25 protein-coding genes and 1 pseudogene are annotated in these 25,126 nt (G+C 64.8%); 12 read left to right on the top strand and 14 right to left on the bottom strand.

Going from position 1 to position 25,126, the window contains the following annotated elements:
• Positions 1–211 precede the first annotated feature (211 nt).
• The 3 genes from PMI40_RS20245 to PMI40_RS20235 all read right to left on the bottom strand — a co-directional run bounded on the left by PMI40_RS20245 (position 212) and on the right by PMI40_RS20235 (position 3,857).
• On the bottom strand, positions 212–1,111 hold the full coding sequence (locus PMI40_RS20245) for an alpha/beta fold hydrolase (protein WP_008119226.1): 900 nt from the start codon (positions 1,109–1,111) through the stop codon (positions 212–214).
• Between the two features lie 111 nt (positions 1,112–1,222).
• Positions 1,223–1,636, bottom strand: a complete 414-nt coding sequence (gene cueR / locus PMI40_RS20240) for a Cu(I)-responsive transcriptional regulator (RefSeq protein ID WP_008119224.1) — start codon at positions 1,634–1,636, stop codon at positions 1,223–1,225.
• A gap of 1 nt (position 1,637) precedes the next feature.
• A complete protein-coding gene (locus tag PMI40_RS20235; protein WP_008119222.1) occupies positions 1,638–3,857 on the bottom strand; it encodes a cation-translocating P-type ATPase in 2,220 nt (739 codons plus the stop codon).
• Positions 3,858–4,018: 161 nt separating this feature from the next.
• Here PMI40_RS20235 and PMI40_RS20230 point away from each other — a divergent pair, with 161 nt between their 5' ends.
• Positions 4,019–4,219 (top strand): heavy-metal-associated domain-containing protein, encoded by a 201-nt coding sequence (locus PMI40_RS20230; RefSeq protein ID WP_008119220.1) that lies wholly within the window; start codon positions 4,019–4,021, stop codon positions 4,217–4,219.
• A 12-nt stretch (positions 4,220–4,231) separates the two neighbouring features.
• Here the strand turns inward: PMI40_RS20230 and PMI40_RS20225 are convergent, their stop codons facing one another.
• The 3 genes from PMI40_RS20225 to PMI40_RS20215 are packed head-to-tail and all read right to left on the bottom strand — an operon-like array spanning position 4,232 to position 6,895.
• Positions 4,232–5,401, bottom strand: coding sequence for a VWA domain-containing protein (locus PMI40_RS20225; protein ID WP_008119218.1), 1,170 nt, complete (start codon positions 5,399–5,401; stop codon positions 4,232–4,234).
• 13 nt (positions 5,402–5,414) lie between these two features.
• Complete coding sequence (locus PMI40_RS20220; RefSeq protein ID WP_008119216.1) at positions 5,415–6,002, bottom strand: GNAT family N-acetyltransferase; 588 nt, start codon at positions 6,000–6,002, stop codon at positions 5,415–5,417.
• 23 nt (positions 6,003–6,025) lie between these two features.
• Complete coding sequence (locus PMI40_RS20215) at positions 6,026–6,895, bottom strand: MoxR family ATPase (RefSeq protein WP_008119214.1); 870 nt, start codon at positions 6,893–6,895, stop codon at positions 6,026–6,028.
• Positions 6,896–7,054: 159 nt separating this feature from the next.
• Here PMI40_RS20215 and PMI40_RS20210 point away from each other — a divergent pair, with 159 nt between their 5' ends.
• From PMI40_RS20210 to PMI40_RS20200, 3 genes are all read left to right on the top strand, one after another.
• Positions 7,055–9,334: a preprotein translocase subunit TatB gene (locus PMI40_RS20210; RefSeq protein WP_008119211.1), complete on the top strand. Its 2,280-nt coding sequence runs from the start codon at positions 7,055–7,057 to the stop codon at positions 9,332–9,334.
• 260 nt (positions 9,335–9,594) lie between these two features.
• Positions 9,595–9,924 carry a cytochrome c gene (locus PMI40_RS20205; protein WP_008119208.1) on the top strand — a complete coding sequence of 110 codons (330 nt, stop codon included), beginning with the start codon at positions 9,595–9,597 and terminating at the stop codon, positions 9,922–9,924.
• 14 nt (positions 9,925–9,938) lie between these two features.
• Entirely contained in the window at positions 9,939–10,289 is a 351-nt protein-coding gene (locus tag PMI40_RS20200; RefSeq protein ID WP_008119206.1) for a cytochrome c, read from the top strand.
• 13 nt (positions 10,290–10,302) lie between these two features.
• Here PMI40_RS20200 and PMI40_RS20195 read toward each other — a convergent pair whose 3' ends face one another.
• Positions 10,303–10,734 (bottom strand): DUF1841 family protein, encoded by a 432-nt coding sequence (locus PMI40_RS20195; protein ID WP_008119204.1) that lies wholly within the window; start codon positions 10,732–10,734, stop codon positions 10,303–10,305.
• A 179-nt stretch (positions 10,735–10,913) separates the two neighbouring features.
• On the opposite strand from PMI40_RS20195, the gene PMI40_RS20190 reads away from it, so the two are divergent.
• Positions 10,914–12,164: a branched-chain amino acid ABC transporter substrate-binding protein gene (locus tag PMI40_RS20190; protein WP_008119202.1), complete on the top strand. Its 1,251-nt coding sequence runs from the start codon at positions 10,914–10,916 to the stop codon at positions 12,162–12,164.
• A gap of 15 nt (positions 12,165–12,179) precedes the next feature.
• Here the strand turns inward: PMI40_RS20190 and nth are convergent, their stop codons facing one another.
• The 5 genes from nth to fdxA form a co-directional block, all read right to left on the bottom strand.
• Positions 12,180–12,830: an endonuclease III gene (gene nth / locus PMI40_RS20185; RefSeq protein ID WP_008119201.1), complete on the bottom strand. Its 651-nt coding sequence runs from the start codon at positions 12,828–12,830 to the stop codon at positions 12,180–12,182.
• Positions 12,827–13,615 (bottom strand): electron transport complex subunit RsxB, encoded by a 789-nt coding sequence (gene rsxB / locus PMI40_RS20180; protein ID WP_008119198.1) that lies wholly within the window; start codon positions 13,613–13,615, stop codon positions 12,827–12,829. The genes nth and rsxB overlap by 4 nt, the downstream gene beginning before the upstream one ends.
• A 52-nt stretch (positions 13,616–13,667) precedes the next feature.
• The gene (locus PMI40_RS20175) at positions 13,668–14,903 is read right to left on the bottom strand and encodes a polyhydroxyalkanoate depolymerase (protein WP_008119196.1); all 1,236 of its coding nucleotides are present in this window, start codon (positions 14,901–14,903) and stop codon (positions 13,668–13,670) included.
• Positions 14,904–15,247: 344 nt separating this feature from the next.
• Positions 15,248–16,321: an NAD(P)/FAD-dependent oxidoreductase gene (locus PMI40_RS20170; protein WP_008119195.1), complete on the bottom strand. Its 1,074-nt coding sequence runs from the start codon at positions 16,319–16,321 to the stop codon at positions 15,248–15,250.
• A 200-nt stretch (positions 16,322–16,521) separates the two neighbouring features.
• On the bottom strand, positions 16,522–16,845 hold the full coding sequence (gene fdxA, locus PMI40_RS20165; RefSeq protein ID WP_008119192.1) for a ferredoxin FdxA: 324 nt from the start codon (positions 16,843–16,845) through the stop codon (positions 16,522–16,524).
• Positions 16,846–17,226: 381 nt separating this feature from the next.
• Between fdxA and PMI40_RS20160 the strand changes: the two genes are divergently transcribed.
• The 3 genes from PMI40_RS20160 (at position 17,227) to PMI40_RS20150 (ending at position 20,782) form a co-directional block, all read left to right on the top strand.
• Entirely contained in the window at positions 17,227–18,453 is a 1,227-nt protein-coding gene (locus tag PMI40_RS20160) for an ABC transporter substrate-binding protein (protein WP_008119189.1), read from the top strand.
• Between the two features lie 130 nt (positions 18,454–18,583).
• On the top strand, positions 18,584–19,759 hold the full coding sequence (gene pncB / locus PMI40_RS20155) for a nicotinate phosphoribosyltransferase (protein ID WP_008119187.1): 1,176 nt from the start codon (positions 18,584–18,586) through the stop codon (positions 19,757–19,759).
• A gap of 42 nt (positions 19,760–19,801) precedes the next feature.
• Positions 19,802–20,782 (top strand): D-glycerate dehydrogenase, encoded by a 981-nt coding sequence (locus tag PMI40_RS20150; RefSeq protein WP_008119186.1) that lies wholly within the window; start codon positions 19,802–19,804, stop codon positions 20,780–20,782.
• A gap of 372 nt (positions 20,783–21,154) precedes the next feature.
• On the opposite strand, the gene PMI40_RS20145 is transcribed toward PMI40_RS20150, so the two are convergent.
• Both PMI40_RS20145 and PMI40_RS20140 read right to left on the bottom strand, forming a co-directional pair.
• Positions 21,155–21,412, bottom strand: a complete 258-nt coding sequence (locus PMI40_RS20145; RefSeq protein ID WP_008119183.1) for an acyl-CoA-binding protein — start codon at positions 21,410–21,412, stop codon at positions 21,155–21,157.
• Between the two features lie 32 nt (positions 21,413–21,444).
• Entirely contained in the window at positions 21,445–21,801 is a 357-nt protein-coding gene (locus PMI40_RS20140; protein ID WP_008119181.1) for an FKBP-type peptidyl-prolyl cis-trans isomerase, read from the bottom strand.
• A 267-nt stretch (positions 21,802–22,068) separates the two neighbouring features.
• Between PMI40_RS20140 and PMI40_RS20135 the strand changes: the two genes are divergently transcribed.
• From PMI40_RS20135 to PMI40_RS20120, 4 genes and pseudogenes are all read left to right on the top strand, one after another.
• On the top strand, positions 22,069–23,052 hold the full coding sequence (locus PMI40_RS20135; RefSeq protein ID WP_008119179.1) for a beta-propeller fold lactonase family protein: 984 nt from the start codon (positions 22,069–22,071) through the stop codon (positions 23,050–23,052).
• A gap of 13 nt (positions 23,053–23,065) precedes the next feature.
• Positions 23,066–23,884 (top strand): polysaccharide deacetylase family protein, encoded by an 819-nt coding sequence (locus PMI40_RS20130; protein ID WP_008119177.1) that lies wholly within the window; start codon positions 23,066–23,068, stop codon positions 23,882–23,884.
• Between the two features lie 71 nt (positions 23,885–23,955).
• On the top strand, positions 23,956–24,942 hold the full coding sequence (locus PMI40_RS20125; RefSeq protein WP_008119175.1) for a sterol desaturase family protein: 987 nt from the start codon (positions 23,956–23,958) through the stop codon (positions 24,940–24,942).
• Positions 24,942–25,126: pseudogene (locus PMI40_RS20120) on the top strand (hypothetical protein); the annotation flags it as partial. The gene PMI40_RS20125 and the pseudogene PMI40_RS20120, both read left to right, overlap by 1 nt.

The following is a 25,126-nucleotide window of genomic DNA, read 5'->3' as shown; positions in this document are numbered from 1 at the left end:
TGCCGGGCGGACTCCCGGCGAGTCCCTTCGACCGGAGAAAGATAAGCATAAAGCCAGTACATCAGCATGCAGCAAGAGCAGACGGCCCAAGAGCGTTCACCAAGCACTGGCGCCAAGATAATTAAACCAGTACATCGGCATGCAGCAAGAGCAGACGACCCAAGAGGGCTCAACACGCGCCGGCCCTGACAACCGGCCGCTCAAGCCGCACCTAGCAATGCCCCAACCATCCCATCACCTCCGCAATCACCTCATCCGGTTTCTCCCGCTGCGGAAAATGCCCGGCCCCCGGGATCAGCACCCGGCGATAGGCGTCGCCGAACAGCTTCTCGCGACCTTCCGAGGTGCTCGGGTGGTTGGCGCCATCGTCGCTGCCGTGCAGCAGCAGGGTCGGCACCATGATGCGCGGGGTGGTAGCCAGCTTGGCCTCCAGTTCGGCATAGCTGGGATCGCCCTCGGCAAAACCCCAGCGGTGGCGGTACGAATGCAGGCAGATATCGATCCAGTCGGGGTTGTCGAACGACGCGGCCGTGTTGCCGAATTCGCTTTCCGAGAACTCCCAGGCCGGTGACCAGGTATTCCACATGAAGCGCGCAAAGGCGCGCCGGTCGCGATGCAGGTCGTCGGCGCCACGCGCCGTGGCCAGGTACCAGTGATACCAGTAGTTACGCGACTGCGGCAAGCTCAGCAACTGGTCGGCTCCGTTGGTGCCCCAGCCGACCGATAGCGCGATGCAGTGGCTGACCCGGGTCGGCATCTGCGACGCCATGATGTAGGCCGCGCGAGCGCCCCAGTCATGACCGATCAGGATGCAGCGCTGCAGGCCGAGCGCCTCGGCGAACGCCATCAGGTCACAGGCCAGCGCGCTGAGCTGGCCGCTGCGGGGGGTGTGCTCCGACAGGAAACGGGTCGGACCATAACCGCGCAGGAACGGACGGATGACGCGATAGCCGGCCGTGCGCAGGGGCTTGAGGAAGTTGTCCCAGGTGCGGACATCGTCCGGCCAGCCATGCAGCAGGATTACCGCCGGGGCATCGGCCGGACCGCTTTCCTCGAAGGCGATGCGCAGACAGTCGGTGTCGATGAAACTCAAGTGGTTGCTCTGGGGCATGACGGCTTGGCTTTCTGAGTACGCAGCTTGCGGGAAAATTACGGACCACGCTTGATCATTGCAGCCTGCATCGACTAACACAATGTCATTCGGCCAAGCTTTGGCTAAATATTAATCCGGTGCGCCGCAGCAGGGCACGCCCGCACCCAGCGCGTCGAGGATCGGACAGTCCGGTCGATGGTCGCCATGGCAGTCGCGCACCAGGCGATCAAGGGTCGATTTCATGGCCTGCAGTTCGGCGATGCGCTCATCGAGTTCGCCAATATGCGCCTGCGCCAGTTCCCTTACCTTGCGGCTGGGACGCGACTGGTCCAGCCACAGGCCGATCAGGTCGTTGATCCGTTTCATCGAGAAACCCAGCTGGCGCGCCTGGCGGATGAATCGCAGCAGGTGCACCTCACGCTCGCCATAGACGCGGTAGCCGCTGTCGCTGCGCCCGACCTTGGGGATCAGCCCGGTCTGTTCGTAATGACGGATCATCTTGGGCGTGACGCCCGAGGCCGTTGCCGCCTGGCCGATATTCATGTCATCTCTCCAGTGGGGTGGGGCGCCAACGGCGCAGCAGCAGGGCATTGGCAACCACGCTGACGCTGGACAAGGCCATCGCGGCACCGGCCACCACCGGGTCCAGCAGGCCCATCACCGCCAGCGGGATGCCGACCAGGTTGTAGATGAACGCCCAGAACAGGTTCTGCCGGATCTTGCCGTAGGTGCGCCGCGAAATGTCGATGGCAGCCATCACCAGGCCCGGGTCGCCATGCATCAGCGTGATGCCGGCGGCCTGAATGGCAACGTCGGTACCGGTGGACATGGCGATGCCGACATCGGCCGCCGCCAGCGCCGGCGCATCGTTGATGCCGTCGCCCACCATCGCCACCACGCGCCCGCCAGTGCGCAATGCGGACACGGCATGCGCCTTGTCGCCCGGCAGCACTTCGGCATGCAGTTCGGTAATACCCAGGCGGTCGGCCACTTGCTGCGCCGCGCCGCGGTTGTCGCCGCTCAACATCACGGTGGCAATGCCGGCATGCTGCAGTGCGCGCACGGCCGCCGCGGCGCCAGGCTTGATCTCGTCGCCGAAGGCCAGCAGGCCGAGGACCTGCATCGCACCGTCCCGGCAGGCCAGCCACGATACCGTGCGCCCCTGCTGCTGCAAGGCCTCGGCGCGTGCCGCCAGGGCGGGGGCCAGCGCGCCCAGTTGCGCCATCCAGGCGCTGCTGCCCAGGTAGTACGCCACGCCGTCGATCCTGCCTTCGATCCCGCAGCCGGCCACCGCCCGCAATGCGTCGGCGCTGGGGCGCGGCAATCCGTGCGCGGCTTGCAGCACTGCGCGCCCCAGCGCATGTTCGCTGCCGGCCTGTAGCGCCGCGGCCAGTGCCAGCAGGCGCTCGGCAGGCACGGCGCCGGCGCTGTCGAGCTCGCGCAACAGCGGCCGGCCGACGGTCAGCGTGCCGGTCTTGTCGAAGGCCACCAGCTTGACCCGATGGGCGATCTCAAGGGCCTGGGCGTCCTTGATCAGCACGCCGTGGCGGGCGGCCACGCCGGTGCCGGCCATGATCGCCGTAGGCGTGGCCAGTCCCAGGGCGCAGGGGCAGGCGATCACCATGACCGCCACGGCGTTGAGCAGGGCGTGTTCCCAGTTGCCGGCCAGCAGGCCCCAGCCGAGCAGCGTAAGCAAGGCGATCACCAGCACGGTCGGCACGAACACGGCGCTGACACGGTCGACCAGGCGCTGGATCGGCGCCTTGGCCGCCTGTGCCTGCTCGACCATGCGCACGATGCGGGCCAGTACCGTTTCGGCACCGATGGCAGTGGTGTCGACCTGCAACAGGCCATCGATGTTGATGGCGCCGGCGCTGACGTGCGCGCCCGGCCCCTTGTCCTGCGCCCGGGCCTCGCCGGTCAGCATGGCTTCGTCGTGCTGGCCCTGGCCGCTGCGTACCACGCCATCGACCGGCACCCGTTCGCCGGCCCGCAGCACCACGATGTCGCCCACCCTTACCTCGGCCAGTGGCACCTCGACTTCGCCTTGCGCGCGCAGGACGCGGGCGCGATCCGGTCGCAGCGCATCGAGCGCGGCGATGGCGTCGGCGGTCTGGCGCTTGGCGCGCCCTTCCAGCCATTTGCCCAGCAACACCAGCGTGATCACCACGGCCGAGCTCTCGAAATACAGGTGCGGCGCCGCCATCGCATGCCCGCCCATGCTGGGCGCCCGCCACCATTGATACAGCGACAGGCCATAGGCGGCGCTGGTGCCCAGCGCCACCAGCAGGTCCATGTTGCCCGACAGCGCGCGTGCCGCGCCCCAGCCGGCGCGATAGAAGCGCCAGCCGAGCCAGAACTGGACCGGCGTGGCCAACAGCCATTGCCACACCGGCGGCAGCGTCAGGTCCATCCCCAGCGGCATGCCCAGCATCGGCAGCAACAGCGGCAAGGACAGCAGCGCCGCCAGCGCCACCGGCCACCAGGTGGGCAGCGCATGGCGCGCATGGAGTGTGGGCGCAGGGGCGGCCGCGGCGGGCACGTGCAGCGCAGCGTGGTAGCCGGCGCGATCGATGGCCGCCGTCAGCTGGTCCACCGCCATCGGCGCCGAGGTGGTTACGGTGGCTCGCTCGGTGGCCAGGTTGACGCTGGCGTCGATCACGCCCGGCACACGCTTGAGGACCTTCTCCACGCGCGCCACGCACGAGGCGCAACTCATGCCTTCGATATCGAGGCTTACTTGGTGGGGGGCAGCAGGGGACATGGCGGGGTTCCGGGAAGAAATCATGACGGCATGATGATCCTTCCCATGATGGTAAGGTCAAGCCCCGATTCTGGCATGGATCGCCAGGGCGGGTCTTGACCTTGCCCCGGCAGGAAGGTTTAAGCTGGCGTCACCGATCCATTCATTGCCAAGGAAACCCCATGACTACCATCTTTACCGTCAACGACATGACCTGCAACCACTGCGCCGGCGTCATCACCAAGGCCGTCAAGGCGGTCGACGCCAATGCCGGGGTCGACATCACCGTGGCCGACAAGCGGGTGGTGATCGACAGTGCGTTGCCGGCGCAGTCGCTGGCCGACGCCATCGAGGACGCCGGCTATACGCCAGTGCCGGGCTGAAGGCCGGCGGGCTTACTTGCTGAGCATGCGCATGGCGCGTTCCAGGCCGTCGATGGTCAGCCCGAACATGCGCTGGCTCATCAATTGACGGATCAGCGCAATGGATTGCCGGTACTGCCACAGCCCCTCGGGTTCGGGGTTGAGCCAGGCATGCTGGGGGAAGGCGCTGGTGAAACGCTGCAGCCAGGCCGCCCCCGCTTCGGCATTGTTGTACTCGACCGAGCCGCCGACCTGCGTAATCTCATAGGGGCTCATGGTGGCATCGCCCACGAAGATCAGCTTGGTATCGGGCGGGTAGCGGCGCAGGACATCCCAGGTGTCGAAGCGCTCCGCATGGCGCCGCCGGTTGCTCTTCCACAGGGTATCGTAGACGCAGTTGTGGAAGTAGAAGAACTCCATGTTCTTGAATTCGGTGCGCGCCGCCGAGAACAATTCCTCGGTGCGCGCGATGTGGTCGTCCATCGAGCCGCCGACGTCGAGCAGCATCAGCACCTTGATGTTGTTGCGGCGCTCCGGCTGCATGCGGATGTCGAGGAAACCGGCGTTGCTGGCGGTGGCGCGGATGGTGTCGTCGAGCGCCAGTTCGTCGGCGGCGCCTTCGCGGGCAAAGCGGCGCAGGCGGCGTAGCGCCACCTTGATGTTGCGCGTGCCCAGTTCGCGCTCGCCGTCGTAGTCCTGGTACTGGCGCTGTTCCCACACCTTGACCGCGCTGCGGTTCCTGCCGGGGCCGCCGATACGCATGCCTTCCGGATTGGTGCCGCCATGGCCGAAAGGCGAGATGCCGCCGGTGCCGATCCACTTGCTGCCGCCCTCGTGGCGTTGCTTCTGCTCCTTGAGCAGGTCCTGCAGGCGTTGCATCAGCTTGTCGTAGCCGAACTTCTCGATGGCCGCTTTCTGTTGCGGCGTCAGTTCGCGCTGCATGCGCTGCTCGAGCCATTCGAGGGGAATCTCGGGGTGCTTCTCGAACACCGCGTCGATGCCCTTGAAATAGCTGCCGAAGGCGCGATCGAACTTGTCGAAATGGGCTTCGTCCTTGACCAGCGTCAGGCGCGACAGGTAATAGAATTCATCGGTCGAGGGCGCGATGACCTGCCGCTCCAGCGCCTCGAGCAGGGTCAGGAATTCCTTGATCGACACCGGAACCCCGGCGTCCTTGACGGTAAAGAAGAAGTCGATCAGCATCGGCGCGGGCGGCTCAGCGCCCCAGCTTGTATTGCAGGTGACGGCGCACGGTAGACCATTCCGATTCGATGATCGAAAACACCACCGTGTCGCGCAGCGATCCGTCGGCCATGCGCTGGTGATTGCGCAGCACGCCATCCTGCTTGGCGCCGAGGCGGGCGATGGCGGCCCGCGATTGCTGGTTCATCCAGTGGGTGCGGAACTCGACCGCGATGCAGCCCATGTCGTCGAAGGCATGCTGCAGCAACATCAGCTTGCATTCGGTATTGATGCCGGTGCGCTGGGCGCTGGCGGCGTACCAGGTCGACCCGATCTCGACCCGGCGATGCACCGGGTCGGCATTCATGTACGTGGTCATGCCGCACAGGGCGCCGGTGTCGACCCGCCGCACCACGAAGGGCAACATGCTGCCCTGCTGTTGCAACCGCAGGCGGCGCTCGATCTCGGCATGCATGTTTTCCGGCTTGGGGATGGCGGTGTACCAGAGTTTCCACAGCTTGCCGTCCGACACGGCCGCGATCAGGGCGTCGTGGTGCTCCAGCGACAGCGGCTCGAGATGGGCGAACTGGCCCTTGAGGGTGATCGGTGACAGCAAGTGCATGAGGTCTCCCCGAAAAGGATGGTTCAGCGATTGTTGCGTGACATGAACACCAGGCGTTCGAACAGGTGCACGTCCTGTTCATTCTTGAGCAGGGCGCCATGCAGCGGCGGCAGGGCGGCGCGCTGGTCCTTGCCGTGCAGGGTCTCGGCGGGAATATCCTCGGCCAGCAGCAGCTTGAGCCAGTCGATCAGTTCCGAGGTCGAAGGTTTTTTCTTGAGGCCGGCGACGTCGCGCACTTCGTAGAAGGTCTGCAGGGCCTGCGCCAGCAGGTCGCGCTTGATGTGCGGAAAATGCACATCGACGATGCGCTGCATGGTGTCCTTGTCGGGGAACTTGATGTAGTGGAAAAAACAGCGGCGCAGGAAGGCGTCCGGCAATTCCTTCTCGTTGTTGGAAGTGATCACCACCAGCGGCCGATGCCTGGCGCGGACCATCTCGCGCGTCTCGTACACATAGAACTCCATGCGGTCGATCTCGCGCAACAGGTCGTTGGGAAACTCGATATCGGCCTTGTCGATCTCGTCGATCAGCAGCACCACCGGCTCGTCGGCCGTGAACGCTTGCCACAGCACGCCCTTGACGATGTAGTTGTGGATGTCCTTGACCCGCTCTTCGCCCAATTGCGAGTCGCGCAGGCGCGACACCGCGTCGTATTCGTACAGGCCCTGCTGGGCCTTGGTGGTGGACTTGATGTGCCATTGCAGCAATGGCCGCTGCAATGCGCGTGCGACCTCCTCGGCCAGCATGGTTTTGCCAGTGCCCGGCTCACCCTTGATCAGCAGCGGCCGCTGCAGCGTCAATGCTGCGTTGACTGCCAGCTTGAGATCGTCCGTGGCGACGTAGCTGTCGCTACCGGAGAAGCGTGGCGGGGGCGGGGCGGAAGCGTCAGGCATGGGCAACTATCCTTGTAAGGGCGCGGCACTAAATGCAGGCATTCGAGGTCAGTGTCGAATTCGAATGAGTATACGGGAAATTTTCGATCCACCGGCATGGTTGAAATTCGGCCCCGCAGCCTCATATACGGACTTCCGCACGCATAGGCGAAACGGCTCATGAAATTCCTGTTCTACAAGATGCTGGTGGTATGGCGCCGGCTGCGACATGGCGTGCCGGGTCGCCACATGGACCGCGACGATGCCGGTCGGCAACTCGATGCGCTCACGCGTCGGCTCGACCCCGCCGCCAGCTGGTACGAACGCGCCAACGGCATGCTGGCGCTGGGCGAGTGGTTGCGCCATCGGCCCAAGGTCACGCTGCTCGACCGCGCCGGCTGGCACCAGGTGCGCCGCCAGCGGCTGGAGTTCATGCTGGACTGGCTGGACGCCCACCGGGACGTGCGGCGCAGCGTACAGAACGCGTTGCAGAAGACGCTGCGCGAGGCTACCGGCCCCGAATTGTTCTCGACCACCGGGTTGCCGCACGAACCGGGTTTTTTCGGCGAGCTGGCCGAGCGGCTCACGCGCATGGTATTGCCGCGGCACCTGTCGCCGAGCGACTTGTCGACGTTGTTTGCGGCGATGTTCCCCGATCCCGAGGACGCTGCCTGGCTGCTCGAACTGGACGACGAGCTGCTGGCGCGCCTGTGGCGCCTGATGGCCGACGACGGCGTGGCCCACATGTATTGGCAGCAGGTCGAGGAAGCCATCACCTATCTCACCACCACCGTCATCGCCGACGGCATCAGCCCGGCCTTCCGCCAGCGGCTGGAGCCAAAGATGCCGATGCGGGCCACGCCCTTTCTCGCCTTGCGACGCGAGATCGAGACCTACCTGCGCGGCAGTCCGCACGACCAGGGCGCATTGCGTAGCGCCCGCATGCTGGTGGCCGTGTGTCATGCGCAGACCGATCGCATCTATGCGCACCTGGATGAACACGGTGTATCGGTCAGCCTGGTCTATCGGGTCGAGCGCATGCGCGCGCACTTGCAGCGCATTGGTCGCTTGCTCGATGTGCGGTCGGCCATGCCTGGCGAAACCGGGGCCGGGCGGGTGCAGGTGCTGCTGGCCGACCTGGCGGCGGCACAGCACCACCGCTCATCGGTGCGTGGCCTGTTGCGCCGCAGCTTTGCGCTGCTGGCACGCAAGATGGCCGAGCGCAATGCCGATCACGGTGAGCAGGCCATCGCCCGCGACGGCGCCGGTTACCGGCGCGTGCTGCGCGCCGGCTTGCTGGGCGGGGTGGTCATCGGCGGCACGGTATTGACGAAGATCGCCCTGGCCCGGCTGGGCATGGTGCAGTTCTTCGACGGCGCCGCGGCCGCGCTGAACTATGCGATCAGCTTCCTGTTGATCAGTGCCATCGGCGGCGTGCTGGCCACGCGCCAGCCGGCCATTACCGCGCCCGCCCTGGCGGCCCGCGTGGGCGAGCTCGACGCCGACGATGTGCGCCGGGTGATGGCGCAATCGGCGCAACTGCTGCGCTCGCAATGTGCTGCGATCTTCGGCAACCTGCTGGCCGTGGCACCGGTGGTGGCGGCCTTGTGCGCCGTGGGCTGGTTTGGCTTGGGGCGCGAGGTGCTGTCGCCGCAGCAGGCGCGCGAGGCGCTGACTTCGCTATCGCTGATCGGGCCCACCCCGTTATATGCTGCCTTGACCGGGCTGTTGCTGTGGTTGGCCAGTCTTGCCGCCGGCCTGGCCGATAACTGGTTCGCCCTGCGCCGGGTGCGCGAGGTACTGTCCCAGCATCGCCGGGTGGTGCATGCATTGGGCGCCATGCGCGCCGAACGCGGGGCCGCCTGGCTGGAACGCAATGTGGCGGCCATCGCCGGCAACCTGGCGCTGGCCTTGCTGTTGGGCATGGCGCCGGTCCTGGCGGCCTTTTTCAGCTTGCCGCTCGACGTGCGCCACGTGACCCTGGCCGCGGGCACGCTGATGGCAGCAATGTTTACCCTGGGCTGGGAGTGGCTGGCCACGCCGGCCTTCTGGTGGGCCGTTGCCGGCCTCGTGGCCACCGCCGCGTTGAGCGTGGGCGTGGCCTTCGCCTGCGCGCTGGCGCTGGCGCTGCGGGCGCGAGACGTGTCGCGGCGCGCGCGTCATGGCATGCAACGCGCGGTGCTGCGACGCTTCTTGAGTGCGCCGTGGTGGTTCATCTTCCCGGAACGTCGCAAGAGTGCGGCGCAACAAGATGTGCCGCAAGGCGATGACCAGGACCACGCCGAGGTCGACCTGGACGCGGCCGCCCGGCGCTTTGCCCAGCCGCGCATGCTGCAGCGGCAGGCCGAGGACGATGACGACAACGACGACGATCTTCCCGGTGGCAGCGGCAGCGCGGGCCAGATCCCGTTGCGCCGGACCGGCGCGGCGGCCACGCAGGCCCGCCGACATCGGGCCTGAGTATTGACGAGATGGCAAGCCGCCACTGCCGTGCTGCGCCGCAACCGGCGCCGGCGGTGGCCGTCGAGGGCGTGTCGAGGGCCGGTTTATTGGGTTAGAATCAAATCGCTACGTCAGCAGGGGGAGTGGAGAGACAGCTTGACGATTGGTTGAGCCAAAGCAGAACAGCCAAACCTGCCGAAACAGCGCGTGCCGCCGGTTGCACTATGCCGGGGGCTCATGAGTCGTTCGTCCAAGTCCAATCACTGACCCTGCCAAACATGAAAAAAAGCTTCGTGTTTCTCGCTCTGGCCAGCCTCGCCGGACCCATCGGCCAGGCGTTCGCGGCGGATATCGTCGGCAACGCCAAGGCGGCTGAAAACAAAATCTCGATGTGCATAGGCTGTCACGGCATCCCCGGCTACAAGGCCAGTTTCCCCGAGGTCTACCAGGTGCCGATGCTGGGTGGCCAGGCCCCTCGATATATCGAAAGCGCCTTGCGCGCCTACCAGAAGGGCGAGCGCAAGAACCCGACCATGCGCGGCATTGCCGCCAGCCTGTCGGACCAGGACATTGCCGACCTGGCCGCCTGTTACGCGCAGCAGAAATGAGGGGAGCCCATCACATGAAGAGGATTTCCATCGTGGCCGCTGCACTGGCCGCTTGTGCCCTCTCGGGTAGCGTGCTGGCAGCCGACCTGGTGGCCGGGCGCGCCTTGCTCGAGAAATACAACTGCGCGTCTTGCCACGGCAAGGACTACAACTCGCCGACCGAACCGGTCTATCCCAAGCTGGCCGGCCAGCATGAGGATTACCTGCGCCATGCACTGGTGGCCTACCGTCGCGGCGACCACGGCATGAATGGCCGCACCAACGCCGTCATGGCCTTGCAGGCCAAGCCGCTGTCGGACCAGGATATCAAGAACATCGCTGCCTACCTGCACAGCCTGCCGGGCACGCTGGTGCTGCGCAAGTAGCCACCAGCGCCTGCTAGCCGCGCGCGCGGCGCCGGATATTGTCGATGTAGACGGCGCCGTCGGGGGGCTGGCCGCTGCGCTGGGCGTTCCAGATCATCTCGCCCAGGCATTCCATGATCTCGTGATGGGCATCGTGTTCCGAGCCGCGGCGTTGCGCCAGTTGCTGGAATGCGGCGCGGATTCCCGGCGGCTGGTCGATCGAGATCTGCTCGCTGATCGACAGGTGCATCGACAGGTGCAGGAAGGGGTTGGTCTGGCCTTGCTCGACCGAATAATCGGCGCCCAGTGCCTGTTCGACATCGGCCAGTGCATCCTGGTATTCGGGGTGCTGCATGATCCAGTCGCGCGCGATGGCCTCGATCGGACTCAGGATCTCCTGGCCTCGGTGCTTGCGATAGGCTTCGCAGAAGAAGCGCCGGACATCATGCTGGGACGGGGTGAACATGGCGAAAAGCGGAAGAAGGACAAAGCCGTATTCTACGCTGCCTGGCGTACGCTTTCAGCGCAGCGCCACGGGGGCTTGTCCTGCAGTAATATCGTGCTTGCGGGAGCGTGATCGCTAAGGTGGCGAGCAGTGCGACCCGCGCATCCGGCACCAGACCGGCGCGGCCACAGGAGGGATGATTGGAAGCAGGCAGCCACAGCAGGTGTTGCACGCAGGACCAGCCGGGCGACGACCGCCGTCGCCAATTGCTGGCGTGGCTGATGGCCCTGGCGCTGCCGCTGCCGGCCATGGCCGCAAACGGCAAGCCCGCCGCGCCGGACGGCTTGAGGCAGCCGGCCGCCACCGACGAGGACCCGGCCACGACGCTGCGTATCGGCTTTGCCGGGCCACTCAGCGGGCCCTCCGCCGGCGTTGGCAAGAGCATGCACGACGCCGTGCTGCTGGCCGTGGAAGAGGCCAACCAGCGCGGTGTGCGCATCGGCGGAAAACCGTGGCGCATCCGCCTCATCGCGCAGGATGACCGTGCCGATAGCGCCACCGCCGAGTACGTGGCGCGCTACCTGGTCGGCCAGAAGGTGATCGGCGTGATCGGTCACTGGAACAGTGGCGCCTCGCTGGCGGCCGCACCCATCTACCACGCCGCTGGCGTGATCCAGATATCGCCGGCCACCATGAGCCGGCGCTTCACGGCGCAGGCCTATCCGGCGGTGTTCCGGACCATTCCCAACAACGAAAGCGTGGGCCTGTATTCGGCGCACTACGCGGTGCGCCGCATGGGCATCAAGAGCGTGGTCACCATCGATGACCGCACGCCGTTCGGGCAGGGATTGGCCGAGCAATTCGCGCGCGCCGCGCACGAGCGGGGGGCCGAGGTACTGGGGACCTACTCGGTCAGCGAGAAGACTTCGGATTTCAATGGCCCGTTGCTGCAGATACGCCATCGGCGGCCGCAACTGATCTTCTTCGGCGGCCTCGACTGGCAAGCCGGGCTGCTGGCCAAGGCCATCGCGCGCCTCAACATCGAGGCCAGGTTGATGGTCTCGGCGGGCAGCGTGGGCTTGCCTTTTTTGATGTCGGCCGGGGCCGCCGGCAATGGTGCCGTGGTACTCGAACCGGGCGCCGCGCCCGAGCGCATGCCGGGCTGGAAGGCATTCCGGCAACGCTATGGCCAGCGCTTCGACAGCGACCTGCATCTATACGCAAGCTTCGCCTATGACGCCGTGCAGGCACTGCTGATGGCGATTCGCCAACGTGCCAGCAGCGACCCCACGGTGGTGGCGCAGGAGCTGCACCGCCTGCGCTTTACCGGCGTATCCGGCCCGATCGCCTTCAATGATGAAGGCGACCTCGAGAACCCCAGCTTTACCGTCTACGAAGTGCAACAACAGCGGTGGATGCCGTTGCTGCAGATCGACGGCTTGCCACGCTAGCGCGGCGGCCGCGGCTCATACCCCCTTTTGCGGCAGCGGCGTCTTCTGCCTGAATTCGCAAAGCTCGGCGATGACGCAGTTCCAGCACTGCGGCTTGCGCGCCACGCAGGTGTAGCGACCATGCAGGATCAGCCAGTGATGGGCGTCCTGCACGAATTCGGGGGCGATGAACTTCATCAGCTTGCGCTCTACCTCGTCGACATCCTTGCCCGGTGCCAGCCCGGTGCGGTTGGAGACGCGAAAGATGTGGGTATCGACCGCGATGGTGGGATGGCCGAAAGCGGTATTGAGGACCACGTTGGCCGTCTTGCGCCCGACCCCCGGCAGCGCTTCGAGCTGTTCACGGGTCTGCGGCACTTCGCCGCCATGCTCGGCCAGCAGCAGGCGGCAGGTCTCGATCACGTTCTTGGCCTTGGTGCGAAACAGGCCGATGGTCTGGATATACGGGATCAGGCCATCCACCCCCAGGCGGTAGATCGCCGCCGGGGTATTGGCCACCGGATAGAGCTTGCTGGTGGCCTTGTTGACCGATACATCGGTGGCCTGGGCCGACAGCAACACGGCAATCAACAGTTCGAATGGCGTGGTGTAGTGCAGCTCGGTGGTCGGGGTGGGATTGGCGCGGCGCAAGCGCTCGAAGATCTCGCGGCGTTTGGTGGGGTTCATGGTGGGTTGCCTGCAGCCTGGTCGGCTTGTTGTTTTTTCAGCCGGGCGCGTTCCATGGCGGCTTCGATGATGGCTTTCTTGCGTGCCTGCTCGGCTTGCTGTTCGGGGGTGCCGGCCGCTTCGGCCTCGACCTCCTTGAGCTTGGCTGCGGCCTTGGCCGCCAGCCGGGCGTCGTTGTCGGCCTTGTCGCGCAGCAACCGCTGGGCGCGCCAGTCGTGTCGCGCGCGGGCGCCGTCGGCTTGCGCCTGCGACCAGGCTTGCCAGCCGCTGCGCCCCGGGGTGACCTCGACCATGGCGATGCAGTCGACCGGGCAGGGCGCCACGCACAACTCGCAACCGGTGCACAGCGCATCGACCACGGCATGCATCTGCTTGGCCGCGCCGACGATGGCGTCGACCGGGCAGGCCTGTATGCACAGGGTGCAGCCGATACACGCCTGTTCGTCGATGACGGCCAGCAGGCGTGCCTGTTCCCGACCATTGACCGGGTTCAGCGGAATCACCGGACGCCCCAGCAATCGGGCCAGGCGGGCCACGCCTTCGGCGCCGCCCGGCGGACATTGGTTGTGTTCGGCCACGCCCGCGGCGATGGCCTCGGCATAGGGGCGGCAGGCCGGATAACCGCATTTGCCGCATTGGGTCTGCGGCAGCAGGTCTTCGAGTCGGTCGGCGAGGTCGGCCAGGTCGGGCACTGGCGCGGGCGAGGTGGTGGCGGATGGCGGCACGTCGGGACAGTTCAGCGATGCAAAGGCGACATTATCGGCGCAAACCGGGGGGAAAGTCATGGGCGAAAAAAATCCGGCCGCAGCGGCCGGATTTTTGCGGGACCACCGATGCTCAGCTGTGGCTGCGAATGAACTCGCCGATCCGCGGGCACACCACCTCGCGCCAGCGGCGGCCGGAGAAGATCCCGTAATGGCCGGCCTTGGGCACCGTGAAGTGCTGCTTGTCGGCCTTGGCGATGCCCGAGCACAGGCTTTGCGCGGCTTCGGTCTGGCCCGAGCCGGAGATGTCGTCGAGCTCGCCCTCGATGGTAAACAGGGCGACCGACTTGATGTCCTGCGGACGTACCGGCTTGCCCTGGATGTTCCAGGTGCCGCGCGCCAGGTCGAAATCCTGGAACACGATCTTGATGGTCTCGAGGTAGAACTCGGCCGGCATGTCCAGCACGGCGTTGTATTCGTCGTAGAACTTGCGGTGGTCCTCGGCCGAGGCGTCGTCACCGTCGCGCAGGTGCATGTAGAAATCCCAGTGGCTCTGGGCATGCCGGCGCGGGTTCATGGCCACGAAGCCGGCGTGTTGCAAGAAGCCCGGATAGACCTTGCGTCCGAAGCCGGGGTAGTTGGCCGGAACGCTGTAGATCACGGTGTTCTCGAACCAGGCGTAGGGCTTTTCGGTGGCCAGGTCGTTGACCGAGGTGGGCGACTTGCGGGCATCGATCGGGCCGCCCATCATGGTCATGCTCTTGGGCAGCTTGGGGTCGTTGTCGCTGGCCATGAGGGCAATTGCCGCCAGCACCGGCACGGTGGGCTGGCACACCGAGATCACGTGTACGTCCGGCGCCAGCGCGCGGATAAAATCCTGCACGTAATAGACATAGTCATGCAGGTGGAACTCGCCATCCTCGACCGGCACCATGCGGGCATCGGTCCAATCGGTGACATAGACGTCATGCTGTTGCAACAGCTCGCGCACGGTCTCGCGCAGCAGTGTCGAATGGTGGCCCGACAGCGGCGCCACCACCAGTACCACCGGTTGCTTCAGGGCGCTGATCTGGCGCGCGCCGAGATCCTTGCGGAAGTGCAGGAGCCGGCAGAAAGGCTTGGTCTCGACCACTTCCTCGACGATGCCCACCGGCTTGCCCTCGACCTCTACCTCGGTGATGTTGAACTGCGGTTTTTCGTACTCCTTGGACAGGCGGTACAGCAGTTCGTAGCCGGCCGCCATGCGCTGCGAAAACGGCGTGTGGGCCAGCGGCGACACCGGGTCCGAGAACAGCCTGGCGGAGGTCTCCGCCCATTGCATCATGGGGTTGAGGAAGGCGCGGTTGAGTTCATGCAATTGATAGAGCATAGCTGACCTTTATCGAGCGCTGGCTGGCAGCCCCGGTCACGGGGCATACACCGACGAGCATGTGCAGCAAACGTTTTGGCGGCGGGTTGGGATGACAGCAATAAAGTTGCAATCCGGTCAATTTTCTTCGTGCTGCGACGCGGAAGCATAGCATGCTTTAACCCCCCGTCCCGGCCCTGCTCCCAGCCCTTGATAACACCATAGACGGCGGTGCGGCCGAAAAGTTTGCAGTGCAACCAAGGCCTGGTGCGCACGCCCATGCCGGGTGGAAATTGATTCTCCTGGGGAATAAAAAATGCCGCCTGGCGCTTCGCGGGGCGGCATTCTTCGTGGGCGGCAATCGACTAGTCGAATACCGGCGTCTCCACGCCCAGGATCTTGTGCAGCTTGGGCGATGTGGTGGTGTACTGCATGTGGATCTTCTTTTCGGGGAAGATGTAGGGCGCCGCGCCGAAGGCAGCCAGGGCCGCTTCGTGGAAGCCCGACAGGATCAGCTTCTTCTTGCCCGGATAGGTATTGATGTCGCCCACGGCGAAGATGCCCGGCACGTTGGTCTCGAACTTCTCGGTGTCGACCACCTTGAGCTGCTTGCGCTCGATATCCAGGCCCCATTCGGCGATCGGGCCCAGCTTGGGCGACAGGCCGAAGAACACCAGCAGCATGTCGAGCGGCAGGCGGCGGGTCACGCCGTCGGCGCCGGTGACCTTGACTTCGGCCAGCTTGCCGTCGCGGATCTCGGTGCCGGTGACCTGGCCGACCACGAACTGCATTTCGTACTGTTCGCACAGTTCCTTCATCTTGGCCACCGAGGCCGGCGCGGCGCGGAATTCTTCGCGACGATGCAGCAGGATCACCGATTCGGCCTTGCCCACGAAGTTCAGTGCCCAGTCCAGCGCCGAGTCGCCACCGCCGCAGATGACCAGGTTCTTGCCCTCGAAGCGGGCCGGATCCTTGACGCGGTAGAACACTTGCGAGTCCTGGAATTGCTCGATGCCATCGACCTTCAGGGTGCGCGGCTGGAACGAGCCGACGCCGGCGGCAATGAAGATGGTCTTGGTGATGAAGCGTTGACCGACCGAGGTCTCGACGTCGAACCGGCCATCTTCGCGCTTTTGCACCAGGGTCACTTCCTGGCCCAGGTGGAAGGTTGGCTCGAACGGCTCGATCTGCTTCAACAGGTTATCGGTCAGTTCCTGGCCGGTGCATACGGGAACCGCGGGAATGTCGTAGATCGGCTTGTCGGGGTACAGCTCGACGCATTGGCCGCCCACGACCGGCAGCGAGTCGATCACATGCGCCTTGATTTCCAGCAGGCCCAGTTCGAACACCTGGAAGAGGCCGACCGGCCCGGCGCCGATGATGATGGCATCGGTTTCGATGGTGCCCGGGGCGGCGGCACCCTTGACGTTGTTTTCCATGATTATGTTGAATCCTGTTTCAGTTCGGTTGAGAGGTCTTCACACTCAACTGGCTAGGGCGGGCGCCGATTTGCTGGTGAGGTGGCCGCGGTATCGCTGCGGCAAAATGCAAACGGCGGCGCCTGGCGGGGAGCGCATGCTCCTGGCGATGGCGCCACCGCAATTCGAATCAGGCCCGACCAATGGGGCGCAAGGCAAGCTTAGCGCTGCAGGTATTGCAGCTTGTTGGTCTCGTCTTTCCATTGCTCGGCTTCGGCCAGCGGCGCCTTGGTCTTGGTGATCGAGGGCCAGTTGCGGGCCAGGTCGGCGTTCAAGGCAATATATTGCTGCTGGTCGGCCGGCACGTCTTCTTCGGCGTAGATCGCATTGACCGGGCATTCGGCCACACACACCGCGCAGTCGATGCATTCGTCCGGGTCGATCGCGAGGAAATTGGGGCCTTCGCGGAAGCAATCCACCGGGCAAACATCCACGCAATCCGTGTAGCGGCAACGGACGCAGGAATCGGTGACAACGTGGGTCATAACTGTCCTATCTGTAAATTTTCTTCAAACCGATGGCTAACTGCGCCGCAATTGATGGCAATATGGCACGGTTAAAATCATTCTGCCGCCAGGACAAAGCGAGGTTTCCCCAGTTTGGCTGGCCACGCGCGACCGGCTGCAAAGCCTTGTATTTTAAGGTAATTCGATTTTTCCTACAAATGAGGCTTATACAAATTACGTATAAGTAAATAATAATGCGGCGACAAGCCGGGTGCGCCGCCAGGTGCGACCGGGTCGAGGGCGCCAGCCGGGCGGCCGCGTGTTTTTGCGGCAGGTGAGCCGTCCCGGCCGTGACCGTTGCCGCCGCCCGCTAGCCAAAACAGGATGTCGGGCGTCAACGCCCGGCAGCCAGACCAGCCAATGCAAGCGATTCGATCGACATTTTCCTCCTTCCTGCGCCGGGCCGTCGTGGTCGCCGGGCTGGCAGGCGCGGGCGTCGCGCTCGCCGCCGAGCCCATCCGTATCGGCGAAATCAACAGCCACAACGGCTTGCCGGCGGTCGGGCAGGCCTATCGCAACGGACTGGCGCTGGCCATGGACGAGATCAACGCCGGCGGCGGCGTAGGTGGCCGGCCGTTGACGCTGGTGGCGCGCGACGACGAGGGCGACGCCGACCAGGCCGCGCGGCATGCCCGCGAGCTGGTGCGTGACGAGCAGGTGGTCGTGCTGACCGGCACCATGCTGTCGAACGTGGCATTGGCGGTGGCGCGCGAGGCGGCGCGCGGCAAGACCGTGTTCGTGGTGGGCGATGCGCTGTCCGACGCCATCACGCTCGATCGCGGCAATCGTTATACCTTCCGCGTGCGCCCCTCTACCTATATGCAGGCGGCCATGCTGGCCGAGCAGGCCGCCCGCCTGCCGGGACGGCGTTGGGCGGTGGTGGCACCCAACTATGAATATGGCCAGAGCGCCGTGTCCAGCTTCAAGTTGCTGCTCAAGCAGGCACGCCCGGATGTCGAGTTCGTGACCGACCAGTGGCCGGCGTTGGGCAAGATCAAGGCCGACGACGTGGTGCGCGCGTTGCGCCAGGCCAAGCCGGATGCGATCTTCAATGCCACCTTCGGCCACGACCTGGCGCAACTGGTGAAGGCCGGCAACCGCCAGCAGCTGTTCGCCACCACGCGGGTCTATTCGATGACCTCGCCCGATGCCCAGAGCCTGCCGCTGGGCGAGGGCGATGCGATTCGCGACTGGATCGCGGTCGGCTATCCGTGGGAACAGATCAATACCCCCGAGCACCAGCGCTTCCTGGAGGCCTACCTGAAGAAGTTCAGCCAGCGGCCGCAGCTATCGGCGGTGTTCGGCTATACCACCATGATGGCTATCGGCGCGGCCCTGAAGAAGGCCGATGCCACCGACAGCGAAGCGCTGGTCGAAGCCCTGCGCGGCCTGAAACTGGATTCGCCATTGGGCCCGATCGCCTTTCGCACGCTCGACCAGCAGGCGTCGATGGGCGCCTTCGTCGGCCTGGTGTCGCAGCAGCAAGGGCGCAGCAGCATCAGCCAGTGGCGCTACCTGGGTGGCGCCGACTACATGCCCGACGCCGCCTATGTGCGCAGCCGGCGTCCGGCCGCTGCCATGAAGTGATCCGGCGGCGCGGCCAATTCCCCATGCGGCACGGGGAATTGACCAGGCCGTTCCGGGGTAAGATAGCGGCCGGCAGGGCCATTGGCCCATCAACATGGCAGCGTGCGGCAAGCGGCCGCATCAGGACTTCATGATCATCACATCCCTACTCGACACCGACCTGTACAAATTCACGATGATGCAGGTGGTGTTGCATCATTTCCCTGGCGCGCAGGTGGAATACCGTTTCAAGTGTCGCAATGACAATGTCGATCTGACCCCGTACGTGGATGAGATCCGCGCCGAGATCGCGGCCATGTGCCGGCTGCGCTTCAAGGAAGACGAACTTGCGTACCTGCGCGGGCTGCGTTTCATCAAGAGCGATTTCGTCGATTTCCTGGAGCTGTTCCATCTCAACGAGAAGTACATCACCGTGCAGCCGGCCGAGGCCGGCAATGGCGAGATCGAGATCAACGTCAAGGGCCCCTGGTTGCACACCATCATGTTCGAAGTGCCGGTGCTGGCGATCGTCAACGAGGTCTACTTCCGCGCGACCCAGCGCGCGCCCGACCTGGCCGAGGGGCGCGAGCGCCTGCGCCGCAAGATTTCGCTCATCGCCGACGACACCGCACTGGCCGGCTGCAACATCGCCGACTACGGGACCCGGCGCCGCTTCTCGCGCAGCTGGCACGCCGAGGTCATCGATGCGATGAAAGAGGGCATGGGCAGCCACTTCGCCGGCACTTCCAACGTGATGTTCGCCATGCAGCACGACCTGACGCCGCTGGGCACCATGGCCCACGAATACCTGCAGGCCTGCCAGTCGCTGGGCCCGCGCCTGCGCGATTCGCAGACTTTCGCCTTCGAGATCTGGGCGCGCGAATACCGGGGCGACCTGGGCATCACGCTGTCCGACGTCTACGGCATGGATGCCTTCCTGCGCGACTACGACATGTATTTCTGCAAGCTCTTCGATGGCGCCCGCCACGACTCGGGTGACCCGTTCGAGTGGGGCGAGCGGCTGATCCAGCATTACCGCGACAACCGCGTCGATCCCTCCAGCAAGGTGCTGGTGTTTTCCGACAGCCTCGACTTTGCCAAGGTGCGCGACCTGTACCTGCGCTTCAAGGACCGCGCGCGGGTGGCGTTCGGGGTGGGTACCAACCTCACCAACGACCTCGGCTACGCGCCGCTGCAGGTGGTCATGAAGATGGTCCGTTGCAACGGACAGCCGGTGGCCAAGCTGTCGGACACGCCATCGAAGAACATGTGCGACGACCCGGCCTACGTCAGTTACCTGCGCCACGTGTTCCAGATCAAGGGCTGATGGCCGTGCGCCAGGCCGATAAAGCATAACGAAGGAGACCCGATGAAGCCCAAGATCCTGGTCGCACGAGCGATCTTCCCCGAAGTGCTGGCCCGGTTGCAGCAGCATTTCGAGGTCGAATCCAACCAGCAGGACCATATCTACAGCGCCGACGAGCTGCTGGCGGCGGCCCGCGGCTGCCAAGGCTTGTTCACCACCCCCAGCGAACCGGTGGGGGCGGCGCTGTTTGCCGCCAATCCGCAACTGCGGGCGGTCTGCAACATGGCGGTCGGCTACAACAACATCGACCTGGCGGCCGCCACCGGCGCTGGCGTGATGGCCACCAATACACCGGATGTGCTCAACGAGACCACGGCCGACTTCGGCTGGGCGCTGATGATGGCCACCGCGCGTCGCATCACCGAGTCGGAACACTTCCTGCGCGCCGGAAAATGGAAGAAGTGGAGCTATGACAGTTTCGTCGGCCCGGATGTGCACGGCGCCACGCTGGGAGTGATCGGCATGGGCCGCATCGGCCAGGCCATTGCGCGCCGCTCGCTGGGCTTCGACATGCAGGTGCTGTACCACAATCGCTCGCGCCTGGCGCCCGAGCTGGAGGCGCGTGCCAACAATGCGCAATACGTCGGCAAGCAGGAACTGTTGCAACGCGCCGACCATGTGGTGCTGGTGCTGCCCTATTCGAAAGCCACCCATCACACCATCGGTGCGGCCGAGCTGGCGCTGATGAAGCCGGGCGCCACGCTGACCAACATCGCCCGTGGCGGCATCGTCGATGACGATGCCCTGATCGCGGCACTGGCCGCCGGGCGCATCGCGGCCGCCGGCATCGACGTATTCGAGAACGAGCCGGCCTTCAAGCCGGGCTTCCTGGGCTTGTCCAACGTGGTGCTGACACCCCACATCGCCAGCGCTTCGACCCCGACCCGGCTGGCCATGGCCAACTGCGCGGCCGACAACCTGATTGCTGCGCTTTCAGGGCAGACGCCGCCCAATCTGTTGAATCCGCAGGTGCGCGGTGGTTGAGTTGTCGCTGGCCTCCTCGCCTTAGGTGTCGGGCTAGGTATCGCGTGACGCTATCTGTCGCCCCTTTTCTTGCCTCTAGCACTACCAGGGACTCTTTGGTCCGTGGCCCCAGTTCTGAAGAACACCGTTCGGGCTGAGTAAGCGCGTAGCGCTGTATCGAAGCCTGTCCTGAGCCTGTCGAAGGGCCTGTCCTGAGCTTGTCGAAGGAAGCCTGTCGAAGGAAGCTTGTCGAAGGAAGCCTGTCGAAGTGCCTGTCTGCAACCCGTCGTGAACCAGTCCGACGATCAGCCCCGAACCCGGCGCAGTACTAAATGAAAACGGGCGTTCCCGCAGTCACGCGGGAACGCCCGTTCCGACTTCAAGCTGCGTCGATCAGCTCTTCAGTTCGGCGATCAGGTCGATGTACTGCTGTTGTGCTTGTGCTTGCGGCGTGCCCTTGTTGGCGGCCCAGGCGTCGTACTTGGCGCGTGCGACGAAGTCGGTCATGCCGGGGCGTTCGCCTTCCACATCGCCCTTGCTGCCCTGCTTGTACAGGCCGTACATCTTCAGCAGCGTCAGGTTGTCGGGGCGCTCGGACAGGTTCTTCGATTCTTCGACAGTGGCTTCGAACAGCTCTTGCAGGTTGCTCATCGTCAATTGCTCCTGGTGAGGAAAGGGCGGGCTCAGACGGCCAGCAGCTCGACTTCGAAGATCAGCGTGGCGTTGGGCGGGATCACGCCGCCAGCGCCGCGGGCGCCATAACCCAGTTCGGCCGGGATGGTCAGCTTGCGCACGCCGCCCACCTTCATGCCTTGCACGCCTTCGTCCCAGCCCTTGATCACATGGCCGGCACCCAGCGGGAAGTTGAACGGATCGTTGCGGTCCTTGCTCGAATCGAACTTGCTGCCGGCGCTGCCGTCGGCGTTTTGCAGCCAGCCGGTGTAGTGCACGCTGACGTGGCTGCCGGCGCGGGCTTCGTCGCCCGAGCCAGCCTGGATTTCTTCGTATTGCAGCCCGGAAGCTGTGGTGACTGTAGACATGGTGTTCCTTTCAGTGGCAAGAGGGATTGCAGTAGGTCGTTGGTATTGTTGGTATTGCAGAAACTAACGCGGGCGGCGACTTTTTCCGGCGCCTGGCGCCGCCGTCGCCGGCCTGGCAGCGGGAGCGGCAGGCAGTGTAAACCAAATCGGGGAAATTTTTCGAATTGAGTCAGTGTGCTGTCAGCCAGAACGCAGTTGCGCGCGTTATGGACGCGGGGCGTGCATTGCGATGCACGTGAGATCAAGCCTTTTTGTGTAAAGTTCGTCATGTCGCGTAGATTGAATCAAATTATTTCGGTTTTCCTGCGCGCAGCATGCGTCTCGGCGGCCATCGTCGCGTCCGCGCAGGCCAATGTGGTGGTGGTGCTCAATTCGGGCGATGCCTCGGTCTCGCTGCTGGACCAGGCGACCCAGAAGGAGATCTCAACCTTCTCGGTCGGCAAGGAACCGCATCACCTGATGGCCACTCCCGACAACAAGTCGCTGATCGTGGCCAGCGCCACGGGCAACCAGCTGCTGTTCCTCGATCCCAAGACCGGCGAAGTGCAACGTCGCCTGCGCGACATCGTCGATCCGTACCAGATCGGCTTCACGCCCGACCAGAAATGGTTCGTGGCCACCGGGCTGCGCCTGGACCGGGTCGACGTCTACAGCTACAACGGCAGCGAACTGAAGTTGTCCAAGCGCATCGCGCTGGCCAGGACGCCCAGCCATATCGCCTTCGACAACGCCAGCACCACCGCCTTCATCACCCAGCAGGGCAGTGACCAGGTCAGCGCCATCGACCTGGCCACGCAACAGGTCAAGTGGACCCTGCCGGTGGGCAAGTTGCCTGCTGGCATCATGATGACACCTGACAACAAGTACCTGATGGTCGGTATCATGGGGGCGGACTATGTACAGGTCATCGATTGGCGTGCGCAGAAGGTGGTCAAGCAGATCAAGACCGGGACCGGGGCGCACAACTTCCGTGCCATGGGTGACAAGCGCTATGTCTATGTGTCGAACCGGGTCGCCAATACCATCAGCGTGGTCGACATGCAGACGCTCGAAAACGTCGGCACCATCAAGGTGCCGGGCGGACCTGATTGCATGGAAGTCACCGAGGACGGCAAGACCATGTGGGTCACCCTGCGCTGGGTCAAGAAGGTCGCGGTGATCGACCTGGCCAGCCGTACCGTGAGCAAGGTGATTCCGGTCGGGCGCTCGCCGCACGGTATCTACCTGTACAACCGCGCGCCGGACGCCTGAGGCCCGGCCCCGGATGACGCGCCGCACTTCCCGAGCCATTGCCGGCCTGAGCCTGCTGGTGCTGCTGGCCGGCAGCCAGGCCCTGGCCCAGGCGCCGGCGCCAAGTTGCAAGGGCACCATCTACCTGACGTTCGACACCGGCAGCCAGTCGCAGGCCGAGCTGATCGAACAGACGCTGCGGCGGCACCGCATCAAGGCCACCTTCTTCCTGGCCAACGAAAAAACCATCCACGGCGACTATTCGCTCGATCCGGCCTGGGCTGCGCTGTGGAAGCGCCTGGCCGAGCAGGGCCACGCCTTCGGCACGCATACCTTCGATCATGTCTATGTCGTGCGCGATTTGCCGCACGGCAAGATCGAGGTGCGGCCGCAGTTCGGCCCCGATGCCGGGCGCAAGCTGCAGTGGACGGCGGCGCAGTATTGCGATGAAATGCAGCGCGTGGCGCAACGCTTCGAGCAATTGACGGGACAGCAGCTCGATCACCTGTGGCGCGCCCCGGGCGGGCGTACTACCCCCAACCTGCTCAAGGCCGGGCAGGCTTGCGGATATGCGCATGCGGGCTGGGCGCCGGCCGGCTTCTCGGGCGACGAGCTGCCCAGCGACAAGTGGCCCAACGAGGTGTTGCTCAAGAAGGCGCTGGCCGGCTTGAAGGATGGCGACATCTTCCTGGCGCACATGGGGATCTGGTCGCGTCAAGATGCCTGGGCGCCGGCGGTGCTTGAACCACTGATCACCGGTCTGGAGCAACGCGGCATGTGCTTTGCCACCTTGCGCGAGCATCCGGACTATCGCCAGCGGCTGCGCTCGCTGCGGGAACGCGAGGGCGGCTGACCAGTCGAAGCCGGTCCTGCCGGGAGGCACCAGGCCGCAGGGGCGCGGCAAGAGCAGATCACACAGGCATCATGATACAAACCATCTCCGACATCTTCGCCACCGTTCAAGGCTGGCTGTTCGAAACCCTGGTGCAGCCACTGGTGTTTGCCACCGGCATGGGCGAGTTCGTCGAGGAAGCCTTCACCGGTACCGAATGGGTACTGGTGGGCGTATGCGAACTGGTGATCCTGTTCGTGATCCTGCGCCCGCTGGAGTCGATCATCCCGGTCCATGCCATCAGCAATCCGCGTGCCCGCTGGAACGATTTCATCTATACCGTGCTGCAACGGCTGGGGGTGATTCCGATCCTGGCCTTCCTGATCCTCGATCCAGTGCTCTCGATTGCCGCCGAGGCGCTGCACCTGGAAGGGTGGGGCACCTTCAACCTGGACCAGGTCTGGCCCGGCGTGACCGACCTGGCGCTGGTGAGTTTCTTCCTGTACCTGATCGTCATCGACCTGTTCGAATACGGCTATCACTGGGCGCAGCACAACGTGCGCTGGATGTGGGCGCTGCACAGCCTGCACCACAGCCAGCAGGACATGAACCTGTGGAGTGATGATCGCAACCATGTGCTCGACGACCTGGTGCATGACATCTTCCTGGGCCTGGTGGCATTGGCCATCGGCGTGGAGCCATCGCAGTACATCCTGCTGGTGTCGGCCTCGCGCATGCTGCAGAGCCTGCAGCATGCCAATGTGCGCATCCACTTCGGACGCATCGGCGAATACCTGCTGGTGTCGCCGCGCTTCCACCGCACCCATCACGCCATCGGCATCGGCCACGAGAGCCGCGGACGCAATTCGCTGGGCGGGCACAATTTCGCCGTGCTGTTCCCGATCTGGGACGTGCTGTTTCGCACTGCCCATTTCGCCCAGGGCTTCGCCATGACCGGCGTGCGTGACCAGCTGCCGCCGCCGGCCGGCCGCAGCCGTGATTACGGCCAGGGCTTCTGGCGCCAGCAGTGGCTGGGCGTGAAGCGGATGATCGAGTCCTCGCGCAAGAAGGTACGCTGATGCAGATGCTCTTCGCCTCGTTCGGCCGCGCCTTGCTGGCGCAACTGCATGTGCGCATGCTGCTGCTGACCATATTGCCATTCGTGGCCTCGGTGGCCCTGTGGGCCATCGGCCTGTGGCTGTGCCTGCAGCCGATGATCGATTTCCTGCCGGACTACTTCATCCGCCACGGCACCCTCGGCAC

Source organism: Herbaspirillum sp. YR522 (assembly GCF_000282575.1).
GTDB lineage: Bacteria > Pseudomonadota > Gammaproteobacteria > Burkholderiales > Burkholderiaceae_D > Herbaspirillum.
This window is presented reverse-complemented; position numbering and strand designations above follow the sequence as displayed.